The sequence below is a fragment of the Pseudoflavonifractor sp. 524-17 genome (genome assembly GCF_009935845.1).
GTDB lineage: Bacteria > Bacillota > Clostridia > Oscillospirales > Oscillospiraceae > Pseudoflavonifractor_A.
Map to the genome: position 1 here is coordinate 12,312 of NZ_QWEK01000038.1, position 22,733 is coordinate 35,044.

The 22,733-nt window shown below is 49.5% G+C and carries 23 protein-coding genes; 19 read left to right on the forward strand and 4 right to left on the reverse strand.

Annotated features, from left to right (window positions below; all coding sequences use genetic code 11):
• Positions 1-5 precede the first annotated feature (5 nt).
• The 19 genes from D1159_RS13425 to D1159_RS13515 all read left to right on the forward strand — a co-directional run bounded on the left by D1159_RS13425 (position 6) and on the right by D1159_RS13515 (position 17,485).
• Positions 6-794: a hypothetical protein gene (locus tag D1159_RS13425; protein ID WP_161846177.1), complete on the forward strand. Its 789-nt coding sequence runs from the start codon at positions 6-8 to the stop codon at positions 792-794.
• Between the two features lie 85 nt (positions 795-879).
• Positions 880-1,116, forward strand: a complete 237-nt coding sequence (locus D1159_RS13430; RefSeq protein ID WP_161846178.1) for a flagellar biosynthesis anti-sigma factor FlgM — start codon at positions 880-882, stop codon at positions 1,114-1,116.
• A 16-nt stretch (positions 1,117-1,132) separates the two neighbouring features.
• A complete protein-coding gene (locus D1159_RS13435; RefSeq protein WP_161846179.1) occupies positions 1,133-1,279 on the forward strand; it encodes a hypothetical protein in 147 nt (48 codons plus the stop codon).
• A gap of 203 nt (positions 1,280-1,482) precedes the next feature.
• Positions 1,483-1,854, forward strand: coding sequence for a DUF3846 domain-containing protein (locus tag D1159_RS13440; protein ID WP_161846180.1), 372 nt, complete (start codon positions 1,483-1,485; stop codon positions 1,852-1,854).
• 11 nt (positions 1,855-1,865) lie between these two features.
• Entirely contained in the window at positions 1,866-2,078 is a 213-nt protein-coding gene (locus D1159_RS13445; protein WP_161846181.1) for a BRCT domain-containing protein, read from the forward strand.
• Positions 2,079-2,162: 84 nt separating this feature from the next.
• The gene (locus D1159_RS13450; RefSeq protein WP_161846182.1) at positions 2,163-2,540 is read left to right on the forward strand and encodes a hypothetical protein; all 378 of its coding nucleotides are present in this window, start codon (positions 2,163-2,165) and stop codon (positions 2,538-2,540) included.
• Between the two features lie 47 nt (positions 2,541-2,587).
• The gene (locus tag D1159_RS13455) at positions 2,588-3,106 is read left to right on the forward strand and encodes a hypothetical protein (RefSeq protein WP_161846183.1); all 519 of its coding nucleotides are present in this window, start codon (positions 2,588-2,590) and stop codon (positions 3,104-3,106) included.
• A gap of 13 nt (positions 3,107-3,119) precedes the next feature.
• A complete protein-coding gene (locus D1159_RS13460) occupies positions 3,120-3,353 on the forward strand; it encodes a hypothetical protein (RefSeq protein ID WP_161846184.1) in 234 nt (77 codons plus the stop codon).
• A gap of 60 nt (positions 3,354-3,413) precedes the next feature.
• Positions 3,414-3,617 carry a hypothetical protein gene (locus D1159_RS13465; RefSeq protein ID WP_161846185.1) on the forward strand — a complete coding sequence of 68 codons (204 nt, stop codon included), beginning with the start codon at positions 3,414-3,416 and terminating at the stop codon, positions 3,615-3,617.
• Position 3,618: 1 nt separating this feature from the next.
• Positions 3,619-4,410 carry a DUF3560 domain-containing protein gene (locus tag D1159_RS13470; RefSeq protein WP_161846186.1) on the forward strand — a complete coding sequence of 264 codons (792 nt, stop codon included), beginning with the start codon at positions 3,619-3,621 and terminating at the stop codon, positions 4,408-4,410.
• A gap of 39 nt (positions 4,411-4,449) precedes the next feature.
• Complete coding sequence (locus D1159_RS13475) at positions 4,450-4,902, forward strand: hypothetical protein (RefSeq protein ID WP_161846187.1); 453 nt, start codon at positions 4,450-4,452, stop codon at positions 4,900-4,902.
• Complete coding sequence (gene ligA / locus D1159_RS13480; protein ID WP_161846188.1) at positions 4,883-6,916, forward strand: NAD-dependent DNA ligase LigA; 2,034 nt, start codon at positions 4,883-4,885, stop codon at positions 6,914-6,916. The genes D1159_RS13475 and ligA overlap by 20 nt, the downstream gene beginning before the upstream one ends.
• 91 nt (positions 6,917-7,007) lie before the next feature.
• Entirely contained in the window at positions 7,008-8,078 is a 1,071-nt protein-coding gene (locus tag D1159_RS13485; RefSeq protein WP_161846189.1) for a DUF262 domain-containing protein, read from the forward strand.
• Positions 8,068-8,778, forward strand: coding sequence for a hypothetical protein (locus D1159_RS13490; protein ID WP_161846190.1), 711 nt, complete (start codon positions 8,068-8,070; stop codon positions 8,776-8,778). The genes D1159_RS13485 and D1159_RS13490 overlap by 11 nt, the downstream gene beginning before the upstream one ends.
• Positions 8,775-9,260, forward strand: coding sequence for a hypothetical protein (locus tag D1159_RS13495; protein WP_161846191.1), 486 nt, complete (start codon positions 8,775-8,777; stop codon positions 9,258-9,260). Before D1159_RS13490 ends, D1159_RS13495 begins: the two co-directional genes overlap by 4 nt.
• Before the next feature lie 131 nt (positions 9,261-9,391).
• Positions 9,392-9,949, forward strand: coding sequence for a recombinase family protein (locus tag D1159_RS13500; protein ID WP_161846199.1), 558 nt, complete (start codon positions 9,392-9,394; stop codon positions 9,947-9,949).
• A gap of 158 nt (positions 9,950-10,107) precedes the next feature.
• Positions 10,108-12,801 carry a hypothetical protein gene (locus tag D1159_RS13505; RefSeq protein ID WP_161846192.1) on the forward strand — a complete coding sequence of 898 codons (2,694 nt, stop codon included), beginning with the start codon at positions 10,108-10,110 and terminating at the stop codon, positions 12,799-12,801.
• Between the two features lie 291 nt (positions 12,802-13,092).
• The gene (locus D1159_RS13510) at positions 13,093-14,040 is read left to right on the forward strand and encodes a hypothetical protein (protein ID WP_161846193.1); all 948 of its coding nucleotides are present in this window, start codon (positions 13,093-13,095) and stop codon (positions 14,038-14,040) included.
• Positions 14,041-14,461: 421 nt separating this feature from the next.
• On the forward strand, positions 14,462-17,485 hold the full coding sequence (locus tag D1159_RS13515) for an FtsK/SpoIIIE domain-containing protein (protein WP_161846194.1): 3,024 nt from the start codon (positions 14,462-14,464) through the stop codon (positions 17,483-17,485).
• Positions 17,486-17,593: 108 nt separating this feature from the next.
• On the opposite strand, the gene D1159_RS13520 is transcribed toward D1159_RS13515, so the two are convergent.
• From D1159_RS13520 to D1159_RS13535, 4 genes are read right to left on the reverse strand one after another with little or no spacing between them, the layout of a single operon-like run.
• The gene (locus D1159_RS13520) at positions 17,594-19,075 is read right to left on the reverse strand and encodes a TniQ family protein (protein ID WP_161846195.1); all 1,482 of its coding nucleotides are present in this window, start codon (positions 19,073-19,075) and stop codon (positions 17,594-17,596) included.
• Positions 19,072-20,313, reverse strand: coding sequence for an ATP-binding protein (locus D1159_RS13525; RefSeq protein WP_161846196.1), 1,242 nt, complete (start codon positions 20,311-20,313; stop codon positions 19,072-19,074). The genes D1159_RS13520 and D1159_RS13525 overlap by 4 nt, the downstream gene beginning before the upstream one ends.
• The gene (locus D1159_RS13530; RefSeq protein ID WP_161846197.1) at positions 20,306-22,135 is read right to left on the reverse strand and encodes a Mu transposase C-terminal domain-containing protein; all 1,830 of its coding nucleotides are present in this window, start codon (positions 22,133-22,135) and stop codon (positions 20,306-20,308) included. The genes D1159_RS13525 and D1159_RS13530 overlap by 8 nt, the downstream gene beginning before the upstream one ends.
• Positions 22,122-22,469 carry a hypothetical protein gene (locus tag D1159_RS13535; RefSeq protein WP_161846198.1) on the reverse strand — a complete coding sequence of 116 codons (348 nt, stop codon included), beginning with the start codon at positions 22,467-22,469 and terminating at the stop codon, positions 22,122-22,124. The genes D1159_RS13530 and D1159_RS13535 overlap by 14 nt, the downstream gene beginning before the upstream one ends.
• Positions 22,470-22,733 lie beyond the last annotated feature (264 nt).

The following is a 22,733-nucleotide window of genomic DNA, read 5'->3' on the forward strand; positions in this document are numbered from 1 at the left end:
TCATCATGGACAATACGAAACTGAAAGGCCGTATGAGCGGTAAAGTACAGGAGTTGCAGCAGCCGGCAGGAGATCAGAATATCACCGTCGCTTCTGCCGCCGCTGCTTCGCTGGCCCCAGTGGAATCAAGCTATCTGGCCTTGAATAACAACGCCCTCGACATCATCCGGGCGAATCTGAAAAGCCAGCCCTTGACCCTCGACCTGTTCGACATCGTGAAGTCTCCGTCTGGCGGTTCCACGATCTTTGAGGTTCCGGGGTTGACTGGAAACGAGGCGGCAACGGAGCTGTCGGGCATTGTGCTGGACTACACCACGCCCCGGGCCTACTGGGATACGCCCGATCCGGTAGAGGGAACGCCGCCCGTCTGCATGAGCCAGAACAGCATTATCTCCCACGATGGGAAGTCCTGCGCTCTGTGTCCGTACAATGACTTCGGTTCCAAGGACGGCGACAGCAACGCCAAAGCGTGTAAGGAATCTGTGCTGCTGTTCCTGCTGCGGCCCAATAGCATCATTCCCCTGCTGGTTCGCGTTCCCGTGACCAGCAAGCCCCGTTTCCTGAAATACTCCACCCGTCTGCTGAGTACCCTGACGCCGATCAGCAGCGTGGTCACGAAGATCACCTTGGAGAAGGCCACCAGCAAGCAGGGAAAACCCTACGCCCTGTTTAACTTCCAGACGGTCGGTACTCTCAGCCCGGAAGAAGCGGCCCAAGCGAGGACGTTCGGGCAGCAGTTCATGGAGATCGTGAACGCCGCCCAGATGATGCCGGAGTTGGCCGAGGCCAGCTAAGATAAAATACGCTATGATGGCCCGGTGCCCCTGCCTTACGGTGGGGATGCCGGGCCATTTGCTTTTTCAGAAAGGGGAAATAGAGTTGTTTGAAACCGTAAAAATGTCTGCGGTAGCTCTCCAGCGCATGATGAACGAAACCTTTGATTACGATAAATTTGAGCAGGGACGGCGGGAGGCCAGAGAGTTCTTCCATAACCACTCGGAGCAGCGGGAAGAAAAGCTGGCGGAGATCAAGCGGCGGATCGAGAACTGCGACTTCAATCACACGCCCGGAGCCTCCTACTGGATCGGCTGCCTGAGTGAAGCGGACTTTTCGTGAGGAATGAGTAAAACCCATGAAAGAACTTGAAATCTATTTCCGGGATCTGACACCGGAAACACAGGAAGCTGTTCTTGCGCTGTATGGGATTGAATCCCCTGCGGACGCAAACTGGGACAGCTTTCCTATCTTTACTTTAGAAGTGGTGGAAACGGATGAGTAGGATCAGGATTCACCGGGTCAACCAAAAGCGACTGCTGAACGTAATAGATTCCCGTACCCCGCTGGGGCTGTTTCTGACGAAGGAAGGGCGTACATGGGTGGCGGTGGACAATACCACTGGGGATGCCTGGACAGAAGAGTTTTCTCGGAAACGTCAAGCTGTCCGCTGGCTGCGTGGGAAATTTGAGGTGGGAGAGTGCTGCTATGCGTGTCTTAGTAGTTGAACCGGAGCGCAGGCCGGAAGTACGGGAGATCGACGATTCCTTGAAGGCCATGCAGGAGATTGTAGGCGGCTATATTCAGCCCATCTACCTCGATAATTCTGTTGCTCTGGTCTGCAATGACGAGGGCAAGCTGATGAACCTGCCGGCGAACCGTGGTCTTCGGAATAAATCCGGACAGATGTATGACATCGTGTTCGGGACCTTCTTCCTGTGCGGTACTCCCGCCGACAGTGACCACTTCACCAGCCTGACCATGGAGCAGATCGAGCAGTATCGAAAATTGTTCTACACCCCTGAAATGTTCTGGGGCATGGGCGGTCACATCGTCTGCCTGCCGTTGGAGGTCGATTGAGGGGTGAGCGCATGAATCCTGATAACCCTTTCATCGGGAAGTCCATAGCTGTCACTGGCAAGCTAGAGCTCTTCACCCGTGATGGCACCAAAGCCCGGTTATTGGAGTTGGGGGCCAAACCTGTATCCAAGGTGAGCAGGAGGACGGGCTATCTGATTCTGGAAGCGAGGCCCGGCAGTAAGCTGGTCAAGGCTCTGGCACTGGGAATCACGGGTCCTGTCTGAGCAGGAATTTGAACGTATGAATAGTTAGCGGAGCGGCGGGGTGGGTAACTGCCCCGCTGCTTCTTTATAGGAGGTCAGCCAGATATGAGGGACATATCTGAGAAACGTACTGTCGAGCTGAGGTGGTCCGAGGTCGGTGGCATTGTATCGGAAGAAATCAAGGAAGTCCTGGGGCTTCAAGTCCCGTGCAAGGTCAATGTGATAGACGGCTCATTTTGGGACGTGACCTTTATAAATTGCCGTCTCCCCCTTCCCAAACTCTGCCAGCTCTTACAGGCTACACAGGCCACACCGGAGGACTGGGAGGATGCCCTGCCTGATGAGGGCGGTGTAGATGTCGGCGGCATTGGAATCGTGCTGGCTGAGAAATTGATCTCCCGGCATCTGAAGCTCACATGGGAACACCATCTGATTACTACGGACAGTCTATGGCTGGTCGGGGTGGCAGACATCCCCTGCTGAAAGCCATCCCATATATCAATCAAACCATCATGAAGGAGTTGAGAAGAATGAGGGCTTTGCGTCCTATGACACAGGAGGAACGAGAGTTTGCGGAACAGAATCATGATCTGGTAACTGAGTATATCCGAAAGAAACATCTTGCAATGAACGATTACTACGACATTGTTATCTTCGGCTATCTCTCCGCTGTGCAGCAGTATTTCCGCAATCCTCCGGCTGGCGTGAAGTTCAAGGCTATGGCGTTTCGAGCCATGAAGGATGCCGTTCTCCGGGATGGTGAATACAACGCCCGTGCCAAACGCTGCGGCTACACTGTCAGCCTAGATACTGCGGGACGCCACAGCACCATCCCTGACCAAAAGCAGGACGTTGAACGGCAGACTGAGGACAAGGCCCTTCTGGAGCAGGCGGCAAAGATAGCCACGCCAAAGGAAAACAAAATCATTGAACTGCTGGTAGACGGCTTTGCGCTCCATGAGGCCGCACGGCTCCTGAAGATGCCCAAGGGTGCTGCTATGAACTGCATGGAGAACTTCTGTTGCCGGGCCAGGGCCGCTATCGGCTGAGTTGGGAGAGCTGATGATGAAAGAATTATGGATTCGGATAGGGGCTGTTATCAGAATCACCGATGCCGAGGAGCGGGACATCTTTGCCGATGATGAGGTGAAGATGAGAGACACACTGCGGCGGGTGATCGCCGAGGGCCGGTTCTGCCCGGACGGAGAAACCTATGTTCCCGGCGAGGCCGTGCGGGAGTTCAACCGCACTTATAGTACGGCCTATGAAGAAGAAAACTGGTGCTGTGATTTGTAACGTATGGCTGGGGTCGGTATTCATCGGCTCCAGTTCATTACTATTTTATGGAGGTAGAACATGAAAGTCAGAGCGTATATCCACAGTCTGAAAGGCCATGAGCATGACCGCCATGTGATGGGCGAGGCTGAAATCATTGAGTGCATTGGCGACAACCGCTATTTGGCCGAGGTCAACGGTGTACGGTGTACGGCGATCTTCAACTTCTTCACTGGGGCCTACTATGTGGATGATGTGTACGGCATCCAGAAAAAGGCGGTCTGACATGAAACAGTACATTTTCAATCTGGAAACGACCAAAATTGAACTTCATTTCGAGAAGTCCGAGTACAACGCCCTGACTGCTGACCAGAAGGCCGATTTGAAAAGTGCGTTCCTGTGGAGCCGTACCGGGGGCTGCTGGGTGAGCAGGGCCAAGGAACCGAATCTTTGGTGGGCGAAGAAGATCGCTGCCAAACTGGGATTCACTGAGGAACAGCGTCAGGGTGAGCGCCTTTCCTTCTCTGAACAGGTGGAGCGTCAGGCAGATCGGGCCGAGAGACGAGCCGAGCGTTACGAACAGTACGCCGAGAACGCCGAGCGCCGGGGAGCAGCCTTGCAGCAGCCCCTTAACCGTATGCACGGCGATATTGCGTTCTTTACCCAGCCGATTATTGCTGGTCATGCTGGAAGTCAGGCATTTACACATCGGCGGGAAAGGATGTTCGCTCAGTACGAAAAAGGCTTTGAAGAATACCGCAAGAGCGGATATTTTCAAGACAGAGCAAAGACAGCCAAGGCAACAGCAGATGGGGCTAAATACCGGGATGTCGCTTATCTTGACCGCCGTATCAAGGAGTGCAAGAAGGAAATCCGGGCCAGGAAAAAGAACATCGTCCACTACGAGGGAATTTTGGCTGCCATGGAGAACGGCGAAAAGAAAAAGCGGTTTGACGGTACGCCAATCTCTGTAGAGGAGGTTGCTGGCTGGATGGAACACGAATTTGAGTTAATAGAAAAGGCCATAGACAAGCAAGCGTTCCTGGAAGCCTGTGTTGACCAGTGCGGCGGTATCTAGTTCAGTAAGGACAACATCAAAATTGGCTTTCAGGTCCGATTGAATGATGGATTTGATTCCGAGGTTGAAGTGATTGGAGCTGGCCCACAGAACATCACCTATCGTATCCTGACCGGGGGTGCAAAGGGCATGGTTTTGACAGCCGCCTATGCGGAGATCGCCGAGATCATCCAGGCTACCGAACAGACAGAGACACATCCCTTCACGGTTGGCGAGAGGTTCACAGCGGAGCAGTTTGTCCAAGATGGTACGCACAGGTGGAAATCTGTTCGTGTCACCTATGAGATTATCAAGGCCACCACTGCAACGATTCAGCTAAAGCCCGTTGATGGGAGCGGAAAGACCATTACCCGTAAGCCGAAAAAGTCTTACAACGGCAGATGGTGTTTCACTCTGGACGATAATTACCACAATACATTCTACAAGGCAGAAAGTACAACAGCCGAGAAGATCATAAAGGATGGTGAAGAAAATGCGGAAAAAACAGGCTAACTCTGATACCGCCAGTGTTCAGCGGATCGCTGAGCTGACTGCAACTCTCAACCGCTATCGGCATGAATACTACAACCTCGCAAAGCCCAGCGTGTCCGATGCGGTCTACGACAGGCTCTTTGACGAGCTGGCAACGTTGGAGCAGAAAACGGGGATCATCCTCAGCAATTCCCCGACACAGACGGTAGGCTATACTCCCGTGAGTGCGCTACGGAAGGTCAGGCACCCGATCCCGCTCCTGAGCCTGGACAAGACCAAGCAGGTCGACGATCTGGTTTCCATGCTTGCCGTGGCTCCGGCTCTGCTCATGCTGAAGCTGGACGGCCTGACCGTTAAGCTCTGCTATGAAAACGGCAAGCTGGTCCAGGCATCCACCCGAGGGGATGGTGAGGTCGGCGAGGATGTCACCCACAACATTCCGGCGTTCTGCAACGTGCCATTGAAGATCCCCCACAAAGGAAAACTCACGATCACGGGAGAGGGCCTGATCCATACTGACGATTTCGAGCAGATGAAGGACTCCGAGGGCAAAGACATCAGAAACGCCCGGAATCTGGCTGCTGGTTCTATTCGGCTGCTTGATCCGTCCATCTGTAAGGATCGCCATATCTACTTCTATGCCTTCAATGTTATTGAGGGCATGGATACCCTTGGCGGCAACGCCGACAGCCGTGGGTGGCTTCTGGAAGATTTGGAGCCTCTTGGCTTTGAGGTCTGCCCCTTTGTGCGTATGTCAAAAGGCACATCCCAAGCGGAGGTGGAAAGCAAAATCCATCATCTGAGGTCCATCGCCAATACTGAAAAGCTGCCCATTGACGGGATCGTGCTGCACTATGACAGCATTTCCTACTCCAAGACGCTGGGGAGGACAGGGCATCACTACAAGGACGGCATCGCGTTCAAATTTGAGGACGATGTGATGGAGACAGTCTTCCGTTCTATTGAGTGGGCGCCCAGCCGTTCCGGGGAGATCGCTCCGGTTGCCCTGTTTGATCCCGTGGAGATCGACGGCTGTACTGTGTCGAGAGCCAGCCTGCATAACCTGTCCTTCATCAAGGAACTGGAACTGCGCCCGGGGTGCCGTATCCTCGTTTCCAAACGCAACATGATAATTCCCCATATTGAGGATAATCTTGACCGGGGCCATTATGCCCCCAGCCTGATCCCGAAACGGTGTCCCTGCTGTGGAAAGCCTACGAGAATCTATGCTCGTTCTGGTGTCAAAGGGGGCCAAGTGGCAACACTCCACTGTGATAATCCTGACTGCGGCAATCAAACGCTGCGCAAGTTCGTCCACTTCGTCGGGAAAAAGGCCATGGACATTTCCGGTATCTCAGAAGCAATACTGGACAAGTTCATTTCTGCGGGATTCCTGATCACATATCAAGACCTCTACCATCTGAACAGATACCGTCATCAGATTATAGGCATAGAGGGCTTCGGCATCAAGTCTTACACAAAGCTCCAGAGGTCCATCAACGCCAGCAGAAAGACCACCTTTGCACGTTATCTGGTGGCTATGGACATTCCCATGATTGGAAGGACCGCAAGCCGAGCGTTGGATAACTACTTTGGCGGCAACTTGGATATGTTTGAGAAAGCGGCCACAAGCGGTTTTGACTTTACTGCGTTGCCGGACTTTGGCGCAACTCTGAGCGGAAATATCCATCAATGGTTTAGCGTTCCCGACAATCTGGAGCTGTGGAAAACACTTCAGGGAGAATTTACATTTGAAGATAGAAAGGAAAGTATCACCATGGAAAACAAAAACAGCGTAACCTACAGCCCCTTCTACGGCTGTACCATCGTCGCAACGGGCAAGCTGGAGCACTTCACCCGCGACGGCATCAACAGCAAGATCGTTAGCCTCGGGGCCACCGCCGGCAGCTCCGTCACCCGCAAGACCAGCTACCTCATTTGCGGGGAGAAGCCCGGCAGCAAGCTCACCAAGGCCCAGGAGCTGGGCATCCCTGTTCTGACCGAACAGGAGTTTCTTTCTATGATCCCTGCCTGAAAATTGAGCATGGGCATCTCACAACGAAATGTGGGATGCCCATCTTTCTTATCACAGGCAATAAAATTGATGATTGGAAAGAGGCGATAATATGCAGCGATTCAATATCAACTGGACGGCGAAGGCCCTGGTGAATCAGATGGAGAAGGGCAAGGTCAATTACGATAACGCCGTGCAGCGCAATCTTGTGTGGGATGCAGACAAAAAGTCTCTCCTGATCCACAGCATGATCTACGGCTATGCGATCCCCGCCATGTACTTTACTCGTGAAGAGAACGGCGTCTATGACAGCCTGGATGGGAAGCAGCGGTCAAACACCATCAGCGAATTTCTCCATGATGAGTTCGCATTGTCCACCGACACCCCTGCTGTCGTAGATGACAACGGATGTGTGGAGGATGTCAGCGGATTGTATTTCTCGCAGCTACCGGAATGGGCGCGGGATCGTATCAAAGACTACAACCTCACGATCTACTATTATGAGGGGATGACAGAAACGGAGATCAGAGAGTTCTTCCGCAGGCTGAACAACGGCAAGCCTTTAAGCTCCATTGAGCTGACCCGTGCCAACGTCCCCAGCTTGTCGATCTTCCAGCAGCTTGCCAAGCACAAGGCAATTCAGTTCGTAGTTTCAGATGCTGGCAGGAAGCGGTTCACTGACGAAATGATCGCCATGCAGCTTTACCAGCTTATTACAGAGGAATCCCCCGACTTCTCCACTAAGCCCTTCAGGGAGTGGGCCAGCAAGGTAGAGGTTGACAGCGAAGTGCTGGACACGATCAGCTCTGGGTTGGATGCCTATTCAGTGTTCGCCAGGAGTCTGATTGATGTCAATAACAAGGTCCTCCGTACCGTCAAGGGCAGGACGCACTTCATCAGTTGCGTCTATTACTGCTGTCTGGCAGTTGAAAACGACGTGAACCAGGATGAGATCAACCGCACCTTGGCCGAGTTCTTCAGCGGGCATCCCTCTACATCGCCGGAGTACAATCACACGGTATCCGCTGGCAGCGCAAAACCTACGTCGGTGCAGACACGGCGGGACGTTATGCGGTCTTTGCTCCCGTCGGCTGATGAGATGGATGAACCTGACCTGGAAGACGTTGGCTTTGATAATATGGACGATCCAGAACAATTCGAGGAGGAAGATTATGAGTCATGAGTGGGGAAACCACCCGGAGAACTTCACCCCGAAGATGTACTGGGGGGCCAGGGCCATCCTTGAACGACAGAGCGGTCTACCTGGAAAGGTATTGTGCCTTCTGTATGACCGCCAGAGCTTTGAGCGGCTGGATGGGAGCCAGAGGGAGCAGGATGCGTTCTTTGGCTGGATCAACACAAAGGCCCTGCCCGAGTTGAGACGCCTTGCCAGGGAAAACCGATTCTACGAGTGGAATGATCTGGTGACGATCCAGTCTGAGGACGGCTCTTTCGTATGCCAGGCCACACCGAAGGGCAGCTACGGGGAGTACCTTTATATTGGCTGCTGGGAGGTTGAGCAGGAGTCCACGATAACAAAGGCTATACTGAGGTCACAGCTCCAGCAGGGCCATGCGCTCAATGATTTTCTGGCATTTGGTCCCGGCCAGGACTGCGAGATCTTCAAGGCCGACAGATTCTATCCTGGGGATGTGGTAATCTATGTTCCTGATGTAGCCTTGAACCATATTCCTTTTGAACGCCAGGTTACAAACCCGGAAGAATTGGACGAGGTTTTGAGCCGTTGCTACACAGGCCAGGACTTCATCGACGAGTGCGGCGGTGATGCAGAGATGGCCGAGTGCCTGTTTCGTTACTGCGACTGGCAGCATCCTTCCTCTGCAATAGACGAGTTAGCCGATGATGAGGAGGAATCACAATGAAATATACGCTTATTGAGGAGAACGGGCAGTATGCTCTTATCCTGCGGGGTGAGAGTATGACGCAGTACGCCGTTGTGAGTGGCTTGGATAAGGAAATCGGAAGCTGGGACTGGACTTGCTGCTACTACGACTTCGGTAAATTCTCCGAGATGACGAGAGCTGAGGCTCTTTTCAAGGCGTTGGATTACTACCTGATGCGGATAAGTAAAAGACACATCTCCTGGGCCAGAATGAGTGAGATCGCTACGGTCCTAAAGGATGGGCTGATCGAGGATGGCGAGGAAGAAGCTTACCGCTACATGGCTGATATTGCCGAACTGTCGGACACCGAGGCTGAATACTTTGGGCTGGATATGGAGCAGTACAAAAATTCCGCAAGTGAAGATGCCGATAATCTTACGGCTCCATCCAGCACAGGTGGCGATTACAGTCCCGCCCATCCGTGGGATGCCCCCGGAATGAGTGCGTCCGATTTCATATAGCGTTCCGTTAGGGTTTACCCTAACGGAACTATGAAAAAGCGTCCCATTAGAGTTGGTTTTCGAGTTCTGGTACGTTCCAGACTGGAAACCGGCCCTAATGGGACTTTTACTTTTATATGAGGGGGATGGATATGAAGATCGGCTATATCAGGGTCAGCACACAGGAGCAGAATACCATCCGGCAGGAAGTCTTGATGGAATCCTTGGGTGTGGATGAGGTCTACATCGACCGTATGAGCGGCAAGAATACCAACCGTCCAGAGCTGCAACGGATGATGGAGTATGTTCGTCGTGGGGACACCGTGATCGTGGAGAGCATCAGTCGTTTTGCCAGGAACACCCGCGACCTGCTGGAGCTGGTGGAGCGGTTGACTGCCAAAGGTGTTGAGTTCGTCAGTAAGAAGGAGGCCATCGACACCACTACTCCAACAGGGAAATTCATGCTGACCATCTTCGGGGCCGTGGCAGAGCTGGAACGAGAGTACATCCTGCAACGTCAGCGGGAGGGCATCGCCATTGCCAGGGAGCAAGGGAAGTACACCGGGAGAAAGCCCACGCCAGCACCGGACTTTGATCGTGTGGTTGCACAATGGCGCAACGGAGAGATTACAGCGGTTGAGGCCATGCAGACTCTCAAAATGAGTAAGACCACCTTTTACAGGCGGGTGAAGGAGATGTCTGGTTTATAATTGACCGCTTGTTTGATACTGGGATATCAGATTTGATTCTGGAAGATCGTGGAGGGCAGGGGATGTTCAAATATCTATCCCTTGCCTTTCACAATTATTTTTTTCAATCAGCTCCTACAGAAAAGGTAAAAAAATTAGAATTTAAGGAGCTGATAATCATGTATCCCATTAAGCTATGCCTCGACCAGAATCCTTTCTCAACAAAGCCCAAAGCTGTTGCTATTAAAGGCATCAGTGCAAGGATTGGCGGTTGTACCACTCAAATTAGCAACCGTGCTGATTTGGAAGATTTCATTAAGAAGGTCAGCACCCAAGGATACACATTCTGCACAGCCACGTTCTCCAATAGTCATCGGTGTCAGGAGAACTTTGTACAACAGCAACTCATAGCGATGGACTTCGACAATGATAAACAGGGAAAGGCTGTCACATTTGACGAGATAAAAAAACGATCCGATTACTACGATCTTCACCCTCTGTTTGCGTATCATTCTCTACGAAGCACACCTGACCATCCCAGATTTCGACTACTGTTCCTCAATGATGTTTCCATTTCTGATCCACGAGTAGCCAGGGCAACGCAGCTTGCTGTAGGAGAGATATTCCCTGAAGCCGATTCATCTTGCTATAATGACGTGTCCAAAATGTACTTTGGCGGCAAGGAACTGATCTACTTTGATGAAACTATTCCCATGATCGACATAGACACGATCTTCCGTAATCTTCATCACTGTATCAAGAAGAAGTACGGAGAGAGACATTACAAAGAGAAGCTCCAACGATTCTCGAAGAAGACAGGTATCTCACTGACTAAGAAGGGGTTCTTAGATGTATCTAAGTCAGATGAGCCGGACGAGCCAGCTCATCTGACAGAAGGCACTGGTGCATCAGGCTTTACCAAAAATGGGGGAAATTCGCCAAATACTATTATTATGTATAATAAAACAGGTGATGGCGAAAATCCCCCATTTTACATTATTAACTTTAGCGATCGTGGCACCAATAACCCTTCTGTCGGAGTGGGTTCGTCAGAAAGCCACTCCGACAATCATAAACAGTACAGATCTTCCACCATCAAGAGTATTCGTCAATGTTGCCTCTTGTACAGAGAGTTCGAGGATGGAGAGAGAGGTCTTCAACATAATGAATCTTTCCATTTGTTATGCAACCTGATTTTCGTTGAGTCTGGTTCCTCGCGGTTCATCAACATCATGTCAAAATACCCAGAGTTGTACGATAAAGCGTGGAAGTGGGTAATCGATGTAAAACGGACTGAAGAAGCCCAAAAATCACCGACAACGTGTGATAGATACTGTCCGTATTGTAAAAAGTGCAACCACGCTAGAACCATCCTGACCACAGCGCACCCCAGCCGTAATTTGATGGAACCGGACCCCAATTACGATGTGAAATACTACTCGCTGGAAGAAGCTCAAAGTGATGTTTATGAAGTTATCCACGAGGCTTATATGCAAAACGATAATCGTATCCACATCATCAAAGCCCAAGTTGGGATTGGAAAGTCCCACAGCTACTTGCGGATCATGGAGGAGAATCCAGGTGAACGATTCCTGATTGCTGCCCCAACGAATCTGCTGAAGAATGAGCTGTACAAAAAGGCGAAGGGTATGGGAAGCAATGTGTGTGTGACGCCCTCATTGGAAGAGATCAAGGATGAGATCCCATCAGAGGTATGGGAAAGAATTCAGTGGTTTTATAAGCGAGGACAGCATCGCCCGGTGGCTCTCTACATCAAGAAAATTCTTGAGACTGAGGGCATTACCTGCTTGAAAGAGTACATGGAGCAGAAGGAACGGGTCAGGAAGTCGAAAGGCTGCCTCATCACCACGCATCGCTATATGCTTACGATGGACGAGGACCGCCTGAACGAGTTTGACAACATCATTGTTGACGAAGATATTATCTTCAAGAGCATTATCACGAATCAAGGTGAGATCACCGTCTCCGCTTTGAAAAAACTGAGACGAAGCACCACGGACTCAAGGCTTAGCAATAAGATCAAAGAGTTGTTGGCTCAGGCTGAAGTGAAATCTTGCATTAAGTTGGACTCCTTTGAGTATGAGAGCGAGGAAGATGTAGGTGTTGGTAATAATAAAAAATCAGTCCCCCTGGACATAGCATCATTCTGCGCTACCAGACATTTCTATATTCGCAGAGCGGTGAATGAGCGGAACTTGAAAGCGGACACCGTTTCTTTCTTAAAGCCCTCGGCTCTAAAGAACATGAAGCACATTATCGTTTCTGCCACCGTTGATGAGGATATTTGCCGCCAGTTCTTTGGCGAGGATCGAGACGTTGCCTTTTATGAGTGCAAGCAAGCTCAATATATGGGAAAGATGCTCCAGTATCCAGATAAGTCAATGAGCCGATCCAGTATAGACAACAATAAAGGAATTGTTTCCCGTTTGGTACAACACTTTGGTCTTGATAAGAGCCATCTTATAACTTTCAAGAAAGAAAAAACTGGGGATCTCCATTTTGGCAATACTGAGGGGAGCAATGCTCTGGAAGGTCAGGATATTCTTGTGGTTGGGACACCATATCATGCTGATTTTCTTTACAAGCTGATTGCTTTTACATTGGGCTACGACTTCGACGAAGATGAAGAGATGACACCTCAAATCGTCTATCGGAATGGGTATCGAGTGTGGATCAATACTTACCAGAATGAGAATCTCCGAAAAGTCCATCTCTGGATGATGGACAGTGAACTGGATCAAGCCACAGGGCGAGCCAGGCTCCTGCGGCATGATTGCACAGTTCACTTGTTTTCAAGATATCCGATGAAACAGGCAGAGATAGTCAAGGGATTTGATTATGGCAAAGAGTAGAGGCCTTTGTCTATGACACCGGCGTAGGCGATTGATTACGCCGGTTCCCATCACTCATCCTATTTCCGACCTGGTTAAGAGAGTGTTTCACAGTTGACGTATTTGTATCAGTTCGGGCATTAGGCTATAAGACGCACCACTGGCAAACAGTGACGGTGGTATACCGTTCCATACCACTGCATACCGCCGTTTATATAGGATAGAAATAGCAATCACACACAACTTATCCGTAAAATATCTTCGTAAAAAAGGCGGGTCATTATGGTTCTAAATCAGACATTGGAGCTGTCCATGATACTGGACACAGACCACTTTCAAAGGCTCTTTACCAGCAAGAGCGTATACTTGAAAGAGCTTGATGATGAGTATCTCGACACTTCCCTGGCAACAAAGGGACTTACCATCATCTACCGAGACAGCCGCTATAAAAAGAAAATTCGAGTTCTCGTTAATGCTGGCATGGTCGTGAATGACCTGTCTAACACTGACAAGCTGCTCCATAAACTGGATAAGCGTATTGGTGGATACTTCGATCACAAGTACACGCTGAATAATTTCACTTTGTCCGGTGTGACCTTTACTGTTGACATAGACGTTGGCAGTCATGAAAAGGTATTGGACTACTTAAAAGGCATAAAGAGGGTTGGCAGAGTCAAAGGCTTTTCCCCTGTCAGCTATGATTGTTTTGACGAAAAGGCCAGCTTCTGTCTGAGCGGCAACAGCAACGACACGGATTTTCTTTTGTATGATCTGGAGAAGGCCACCATAGATCAACTACGGAATGCAGATGCAGGACGGAAGCAGCTACAATCAGTGAGTGAACGGATCAAGGGAATCCTCCGAGCAGAGATACGGCTGACAAAGCCAAAGGCCATCCGGGAGTACGCAGATGCAACCGATACATCCGGCCAGATCGTTGAGATGATGAAGAACAGCACCGATGCCTTCATGGGCACGTTCACACGGGTGGTTCCCTTCGGGGATTTCTACAAGATGGATGCCGCTGTCGAGATCGTCCGTAGCGAGGTCAAGGACAGTATCATGCGGAGAAGAATGTTGCGGCTCCTTGCCCTGATCCCGGAGAAAAAGTCTCTCCACCTTGCTCAGAAAGAGATGAACTGTCGGGATGTGGATAAAGTGATGGAAGCCTTTGCTCAGATTCACCTGTCGCCCGTCACCATCAGCAAGCGGCATGAGGTCAAGCACTTGGATAACCTATATTCCTACTTTCTAAAATGATGATCGCGGCGATTGACGAGAAGATTGCAAAGACGCAGACAGAGGTTGAACTTCTGGAAGCTCAGATGCAAAAGCTCCTACATCCCGTCAACATGCAAACAGTGATGGCGGCAGCAAAGGAAGCCGGACTTACACCGGAAGAGATTGGAGGGAAATTAGGATTGGAAGTCTGAGTGTGAGGGGCTGCGTGTGGGGCAGCCCCTCGTACTTGTTTTTAGTCAGAAATTGAGAAAACAGTTACCCCCTCTCCACTCATAGGGACAGATGATGCCACGAGATGTAGGGGCCGTTTTGACATGCTTATCTTATTATCTTATCAAATTATACTTTACATTTCTCAATATACATTATATAATTAGATTAAAGTATATTCTAAAAAGATAAGAGAACAAGATAACTCAAAGAAAACGGAGGGGTTGCATTGGACGACAGTGAATACCGTATCCTCAGAACGGACATCATCCACATTGTGTGTGACGAGCTTAATAAATTCCTTGGGTGCCACAGCGATGATGATAAGCACCTATATGAGTTAATGCTGCATATCAAGGATACAATAGCAAGCGGTTACACCTGGGATATGGAAAAGGTAAAAATCGTGTTGTCGGTGCTTCGGTTAAAGGAGCGAGACACTGTTCAGGAAATACAGTCTTTTCTTGAACAGTCTGGCTATGGCTGGCAGGGCGATACATATCAATTTTACAACAGGTGTCTTCACTTTGACCAGCGGTGCAGACGCAACCAGCTCATAGACAATGATGCAAATGCAACAGCTAAAGTGTTTTCAGATATGGATGACATTTTTCTCCATAAAGAATATGGGGCCGTCACCACCTATCTCTTTGGGTACTGTATCACTGCCCTGTTCAGCAGCTTGTTAAAAACTCAGCATAGGGGCATTCCCTATTTCCTTCAAATAGCTTGCAGACACAACTCAAATACATATAGACTGGTACATGAAGTAGTTCAGATATGCGATGTGAATGCGGGATTATTCGACAAATGCCAGGAATTTCACTACGCTGAATGTGACCATATTCACGCAACAATTTACCCTAAAAGCACATCAGAGAACTCGTTGGATAGCCTATTGTATTATCGAGACATTCCTGTGATTGTGGATGGATATGAAAATGAGAAACTATATATAGCCTTGCTCCGTGAGACAGCAAACATCCCTAACAGAACCAAGAGGCTTGACATCAAAGCCAAGTTCAAGGTGCTTCCAATTTTTCTATGTCCAGCGATTCAATCACAATTCCGCAACGTCCTTAATATGAATCTTACGGAGCTGGAGGTTGATGATGAGTATATCGATCTTATTTCCTCACGCAGACAGCAATTAGGCTCTTGGACATATGAGCTTGTGAGAGATGCAGAGAAATACTTTGATGCGGATAATTCAACTGCATACTCTTCTCTATCAGCTACACAAAAGATAGCTGAACGCCACAAATACGGAGGTAAGATTCCTCTATTATACGATCTTGATGACAGTATTGATCGTTTGCGGACAAAGTATGGAGGAAGGACAGAAGTCACTTCAAAAGACATAACTAACATCAGTTATCTGGCGTACTTCTTTTCACACTTTATGAAGGTTTTCGAGCGTTCTATACGGCTATCTGAGGGAACGGAGTTTGCATATAGAGCGCAATATCGGAAACACAATCCAAGAGAGTTGGTGAAGAAAATAGCAGATGAGGCTGTTGATGCTCTGTTCAAACTTCATGCTGCATATGCGCCAACACAACTGGAAACCATCAACATTGATACAGGTTTTTCTGATGCAACGGAGAAGAAACGTATTAACCGGAAAGGCACAGCATACGCTAAAGACATCATAAAATACTATCAAAGCTATAAGGTTTCCATAGCGATAGCGCCGGAGGCTGAATACAGGGATGGCAGATATGTCTTTTCAGTTAAGTTGCTGCCTGGAACAGACGGGAAATTGATTAGCCGATTTGCGGAGGAGGTCAGGAGATTATTAGAAGTGGAGATTCTCACTCCTGATGTAACGCCCCATTCAATAAAGCTGATTGTCTCTGAACAGCCTCTGAAAGAGAATAGCCTGATTAAGATATTGGAAAGTCAGGATTTCAAAGAAAGCCAGATGGAAATACCATATGCCGTTGGCTATGATATGATGGGTGAGATGGTTATTGCAGATGTCGCACAATTCCCCCATCTACTGATAGGAGGCACCACGAAGTCTGGTAAATCAAGCGCCTTGTTCAGCTTGATAATGAGCATTGTCTATCAACAGCCACCTGATAAGGTAAAGCTGCTGCTATTTGATTTTGGTGCATCTGATCTTAAGATGTTCGATAAAGTTCCACATATGTTGCAGCCCACTATAAGAGTACATGAGATTGAACGGGGACGCCAATATATATCGTGGCTCCAAAGGGAAATGGAAAACCGCCTAAAGAAGAAAGATTCATTTGATGAAAGAAAGTTCATTGAAGAGTGCAAACGCTGGCCATCCATCGTCTGTATTATCGATGAATTTCCAGCATTCATCCAGCAATTATCTTATGGGAGAGGAAATAAGAAGTCATCTGCTGTTATCGAAGACCTGCTGGCACGTGCCAGGAAGGTTAAGATTCATCTGGTATTAACAGCCCAGGACACAACCAAGGCCGGTACAGGAATTAAAAATACTAATCTGGCTGCGGGCATTGCCTTTAGATGTACTAACTGGCACACCTCAAAGGTGATAATCGGTGAATCTGATGCTGTGAATTTATTTGGGAAAGGGGCGATGTACTTTAGATGTGACCAGTATGAGGGCCTTAGAAGATTACAAGGTTCATTTATGCCCACCGAAGAAATCATAGATATGCTCGATGCCATGGATTTTAGTCAGATCAGTGCTGGGAAGCAGTATGATGAGGTCCAACTAGGAAGCGAAACATTGTTTGAAAACACTCAATTAGGAAGCTCCCTGATTACTTGCGATACTGAAATAGAAGCCGACCTTGATAAGCAGCGTTTCATCGAGATTGTCATGTGGATGCGTGATGATAAGAAGGAGAAAATTTCTAATAAACAGCTCAAAGACAAATTTGAGATGGGGTATGATAGGGCAAATAGATTCCTTCAGATGCTAGAAGATGCCGGAATTATATCGGAACAGAAGAAGGGAACAAAGTTACCTAGGACTGTGAATCAGGATAAGCTAGAGGAATTTTTGAATAGTCATAGGTACACAAGTGATGTTACCGAGGACGCATCAAATCAGGGGTTGGATTTATTTGATATACCGACCGATACTGAGTCAGCACAAGATCATGACATAGAAGTCCCTGATAGGCCTTCAGATGCCCAAGAGCGACTTCTATCCCCTGCTGTGTCTCAATCCAAACAGCCTAAATCAAACTTCAGTAATATAACGAGGATGTCAGACCGTAAAAAGTTCAGAAAAAAGCCTTTCCATTAAGGACATCTTCCAACAGGTCAACGGTATTGGAGGCAAGCGATTCTATTCTATCAAACTCAGCAATTTAATGTAAGGCGACAGTACGATGAAGGGGTAGGGATGTGGTCCCTACCCTTTTTTGCCGCCGTATTTTATAATGGAGCGTAGTTCATCTATTATCACTGAACTGGTAAATATGGAAATATAAGGCAGACATGCTCTACAATTCGCTGGCCGCATATTGGTCAGCTCCCGTATCCTCCGCCATACCAACGGGGAGCCAGCAGATATAAGCTGGTTAGCAGCCCACACCACTTCCCTGGCCCAATACTGTTCCTGTGATTCCTCGTGCCGCCGTATCTCAGCCAAGCATTGTGGCAGATACAGGGAGATTTTCTTACTGGATAGATGTAACATCCGCTCGACAGCGAACACCGTAACCCGTCGTGGTCTGGTGGTTCCATCACCCTGTAGTTGCCTGATCGCATCCTTCACCAGAGGGAGAGTATCATTGTCGATCTTCTCCCAGTCCTGGGGCTTGGCTCCGCTCTTCAAGGGAACTTTCGGTGACTTATGGTACGTCCCATACCGCTGCTCACCTATGGCCTTGACGGTATTATAGGACGCATTTAGCTGCCTGGAAATCTCTGGGTACTTCAAGCCTTCATCGTGTAGCCGATAGACCTCTTCATCGAATAGTTGCTGCTGGGACTTCTCCGGCAGCTTCATATTGACCAGATCAGCGACAGGGACACCCAGGAACATAGCCAGCATACAGACTTCACAGGAGTTTATCCTATCATTGGTCAGCACCTTTTGTATCTGCCATAGCTTGGTAAACCAGTTGCCCGGTAGTTCCCGATAGAACTCCAAGAAGTCAGAGTGCAACAGCTTGATATTCCTCTGCTCTCCCCGGACAGACCGATACTTTGTGTTCGCCATGCGGGAATAAAGGAACTGCCCCACGGCAACATCCGACTGCATATCAACATCAGATTGAACAACCTCGGTCATATAGACAGCTAGACGGCGTTCGAGCTCAGAGGCCATTACCACCACATCTGATGCAGGGATAACTTCTTCCGCCGATCTCAGCATGGGCGGCATCTTCCCGCTGATAACGATACTGCTGTCAACGAGATAGCATCCATGCACCGGACACGCAGCCAGCCCGATCATCTGGGGGGTACGATGCCAATAGGTTTCTCCGTACTCCTGCCTGTCCTGTTCAGCACACATGGGACAGTACCGCAAGCACCTATCAGAATTACCTTTCCGGGTAGGAATTGGCAGTAGGTTATGATAGTTCCCCTGCATGGATACCAGAGCCTGGAAAGCCCGTTGCCTGCGCTCCAAGGGCAGGAACCTCCCGTAGTAGGAGAACATGGTGTGCTTCATCACCACATCCTCCATTGTCGTATCCTTGTTAATCATCCGCAGAGCATCAGGAGTAAACACGTTGAGGAAGTTCATATCAGGCCGCACCGTCTTTGATACATACAGCTCCTCGGCGGCATAGGTGTAGGCCATGTATCCAGACTTGGTGTAGTACCTGGCTAACTGGCTGTAGAGCAATTCGTCAGGATACGCCGCAGGAAAGTAGGAGATCATACCGCTACCTCCACCACAGGCAGATGATTCTTCAACAGCTCCACGATGTCAACGCCCTCGGTTTTGGCCTGAGATACCAGACCAGCAATCGTAAACTCTCCACACTCTTCACTATCAGGAAGGCTCATACCCACAGTAGACATCTTGCGCTTGGCCTTGGAAGTCTGTTTCTTCTGTTCTGGCTGGATGAACCCGTGGAGCATAGATAATCTTTGTTGGTAGGCTTCATTCAGCGATTCCAGGTTTAAGACCTCTCTGCTGTTGAGAATGGCGATCTCCTGAGCATCGTGGATAAGGGACACCACCACCGAGATATTTCCCGACGTATGCTCATAGAGCCACGTCATAACCGCATCTGTGATCTCTGTCCTCCACTTCACATACTGGTAGGAATATAGGACTTCACAGAACGTCTTGAAGTCCTCCCCATACCCCATCACATCATACCGCAGGCCCAATGATCTCCGGGCAAGCTGCATAGCCTGTTCAAAGAACACAGCACTCTCAGGCGTACCCACCATACAGGTTGAAATACCGCTATTGTTGATAAGCTGAGTGAGCATCCCCACAAGGCTTTTGCCATGCTTGCTGTTGCACACGTTCTGAATCTCGTCTACCACCAGCAGGCCGATGTGGTTCAACGCCACCTGACTGACGCTCCCAATTAACATATCCGTTGTAGCCCTGGCTCTCAATGCGTTCTGATAATAGTTGCTGTCGATAGCCTCGTCAACCTTCCGCAGCACTTCCAGTAGCAAGCCTTTCACAGAAGAATCAAAGGGACACTGGACACAGATGCAGGGGATGATCTTGGTGTAGGGATTCTCCACCTCAATGATTCGCCCCTCGGTAATCAGGGTAATTGCCCTGCTGATAGCCGAACTCTTACCTATGCCAGAGGCCCCAATGATGGTGAAACTGTCGGAACCACCCATGATGCCACTGTACTCCTGCTGCATGATGGCTTTGAAATTCTGATTCTGCTGCTGGACTGCCAGCTTCGTACCCTTCTTCTGCAACGACCGTATCAGCGCCAAGTATAGCTTACTGTAAATTTCCAAAGACATCTGAGAGGGGACATACACCCGGTAGAGGTCAGATAGAGCCATGAGCCGGACAGGAGTTTCGGCATCACAGATAGCTGCGTCATACTCTGGCAGCACTTCTAAGGCAGACAGCAACTCGCTCCCGGACTTCATCGGTGGCAGGATATGGATAATGTCTGTAAAATCACTCACGGCTCGTTCCCTCCTTCATGTAGTCCCGATGGCGTTTAGTCTGTTCCTGCCTCCTGGTGCTGCGGATATTTTTCATGTGAACATCACTACGGCCAGCGCCACTACCTACGATGGCTTCTATATGCTGGGCAAGGTTGATTTGAGCCTGTAGGTTATACTTAACTTCACCTCTGGCAATGTCCCTCTGGCTGGTCTGTAGTTCCTGTACTGCCGTAAGGTCTTTGCCTTGATAACGAGATTCTATAACGATGAACTCTGTATAGATACCATCTTCAAGCGCCCATACGGAGGACACGTCTTCTGGATTGTAGGCCACAGTCACATCACCGCCGGATAGGTACTGCTCTGTGTACCCCTCACGGTGATACCGGAGCTTGTTGACCTTCAATCCTGACCTGCTGAATCTCCCGGTAGTCCTCGGCAGCAATGTCAGCATCAGCTCTCTTTTCCCAATTTCAATGAGATTGGCCCCAATTTGGGATTTTCCCCAATTCCAGATTTGGGAAGCGTAGGGCTTCACCTGAGCGGCGATCATGTTCTCGGTATAGGGGAAACTCTCGACTATCCGTTGAGAGTTGTAGTAGATGATACAGTGCAGTACGATCTTCTCAAAGTCAGTCATGGTCAGACAGGCATCTTTCCGGTAGTCGTGCGCTCCTCGCTCCTGATAGTCAGGCTCAATAACTCCCTTACCCTTCAAGTGCTTCTTGTAACTCTCCTGCATCAGATCGAAGAATTTCTCTATCAGCCCCTTCAACTCTGGCCTGTAAGATGGAAGATTGACCACCTTGACACCCAGCTCTGCGATTTGCTCAAAGTTCCCTGATGTATACTCACTTCCCATATCGGTGATGAATGTAGCTGGAAGCATATCACAGTCCCAGTCCTCACGATGGATGGAGATACCGAACCGATTACACCAATCCACCTTATCAGCCACGATGTTGAGCATCAGTCCCCGGAGACTATACACTCCGCCTTCCCATGACAACGAGTATCCACAACATAGGCCACTGTAGGCATCGACACAGGCTGTCAAGATAGGTCTACCCACCAGACTTCCAGTGTCATTGACAAGATAGATGTCGCAGACCGTAGCATCAAACATCCCCACACCAACAGCAGGTGCAAATTCCTGTACCCCGTCACCAGTCAAAGGACGATTGTTCCTCTGGTAATTCTTCAAACCATCACGGGAGATGTAGAAGTTCTGGAGGTTCCTGGTCTTACGATAGAAGTACCGGAACTGATAGAAGGACGGGTACTCTTCTGCCAGTACCCCCAGGGCATCACAGTACTTCTCTTTGAGCATCATTGTGTAGGCTGTCATGAGAGATTGTTTCTTCGTGGTGTAGAAGAACTTATTTAACGCCCAGCGGATGTTCTTCTCGTCCTGGGTCAACGCTCGATCATCCTCCCGATGCTTGGGAGCAAGAGCAGCCACATCCAGGTAGGACAGATACAGACAGAGATAGCTTCTGACCGTCTGCTTTGATACGCCGTACTCCTCGGACACAGAGCAGATCAACCGAGAACGCATCCAATTATCAGCCACGAAGGACAGGATAGGAGCTATCATCGTGTACCGCTCATACATGGTTTTCCTTTGGTCGACATCGAGAGCATCAACATCGGATAGAACAACTCCCGTAGCCTCAGACAGCTCACCACTGGTACACTCGGAGTAGGATTCCAGCTCCGCAACATCCACCCAGACAGGCATCGTCCTCTTGATGCAGTCGATCACCAGAGCCCTGTCACCCTGCACTCCCAGCACTCGGATGATACTGTCACCAGACCGAAGCAGATCATACTTCTTCATCAATGACCACCCCCCAGTCTGTGACCCCGTGCCTGAGCCAGTAGTCCCTGGAAGCGTCCAACAGCTTCACTGTCAGAGGCTTCATCAGGAACTTTCTGAACACACACTCCCGCACCATCAGATCACCGTTGGCTTTGGTGCATACGAAGTCAGATGTGTACTCGCCAACCTCCAGCCCATCCAGCAGGACATTACATTTGATCTCCTTGATTTCGTCCGATGCTTGCAGCAGGTCGGCATAGGCATACTGGACAGCATCATACGTCCTGCACACCTCAGAGCACTTGCCAATCACCCGTTTCTCGCACCGCCCCTTGAAGTTCTTCTTTCTCATGCTTGCAGTCCTCCCCTGGGGGAACACTCTGCCAGTTCCCCAAAAGCAATCCCCAAAAACGAAGTCAGCCTACTTTTGGGGAATTGGGGCTTGCGCTTTTGGGATAGCTGGATTGCTCAAAGCCCCTGACAGCAAGGCTTTCAAGCCTGTTGCCATTTCCCCAAAAACCTAATCTGGGAATATCACCATGTCGTAGGGCAATGTGATTTATCCTGTTTGGGGCAAAGTGTTTTATTCTCCCCTCCTAGCGTCGGGGACGCCCCT